The 322-nt window shown below is 33.9% G+C and carries 1 protein-coding gene; it reads right to left on the bottom strand.

Annotated elements, in window-relative coordinates; genetic code table 11:
• Positions 1-196: 196 nt before the first annotated feature.
• On the bottom strand, positions 197-322 hold a 126-nt coding region (locus PZH32_RS12180; RefSeq protein ID WP_428994046.1), incomplete at its 5' end, for a nucleotidyltransferase domain-containing protein.

Genomic DNA, 322 nt, shown 5'->3' with positions numbered 1-322 from the left:
CTCCCTCTCGCCTTGACCGCTAATCTTATCAATGAGTTTTTTTTACCTTTTTCTCTCAAGTATAAGGGAGTGCCTTTTTGATGTCAATATCTACACCTCACTCCCTCTCGCCTTGACCGCTAATCTTATCAATACATTTTTGCACCTTTTTCTTCGTACCGACAAACTGCAATTTATCTTAGAAATTACAGCGATGTTATTTTGATAAACTTTCAAGAATTGAAATATCATGCTTATCTTTATCTCTTAATTCATAACCTGAATGGAAAACTTTTTGGCCTTTTAAAGATATACAAGGAATTGTTTTGCCTTCAAAAAAAAC

Source organism: Adlercreutzia equolifaciens, assembly GCF_029076695.1.
Taxonomy (GTDB): domain Bacteria; phylum Actinomycetota; class Coriobacteriia; order Coriobacteriales; family Eggerthellaceae; genus Adlercreutzia; species Adlercreutzia equolifaciens_A.
This window is presented reverse-complemented; position numbering and strand designations above follow the sequence as displayed.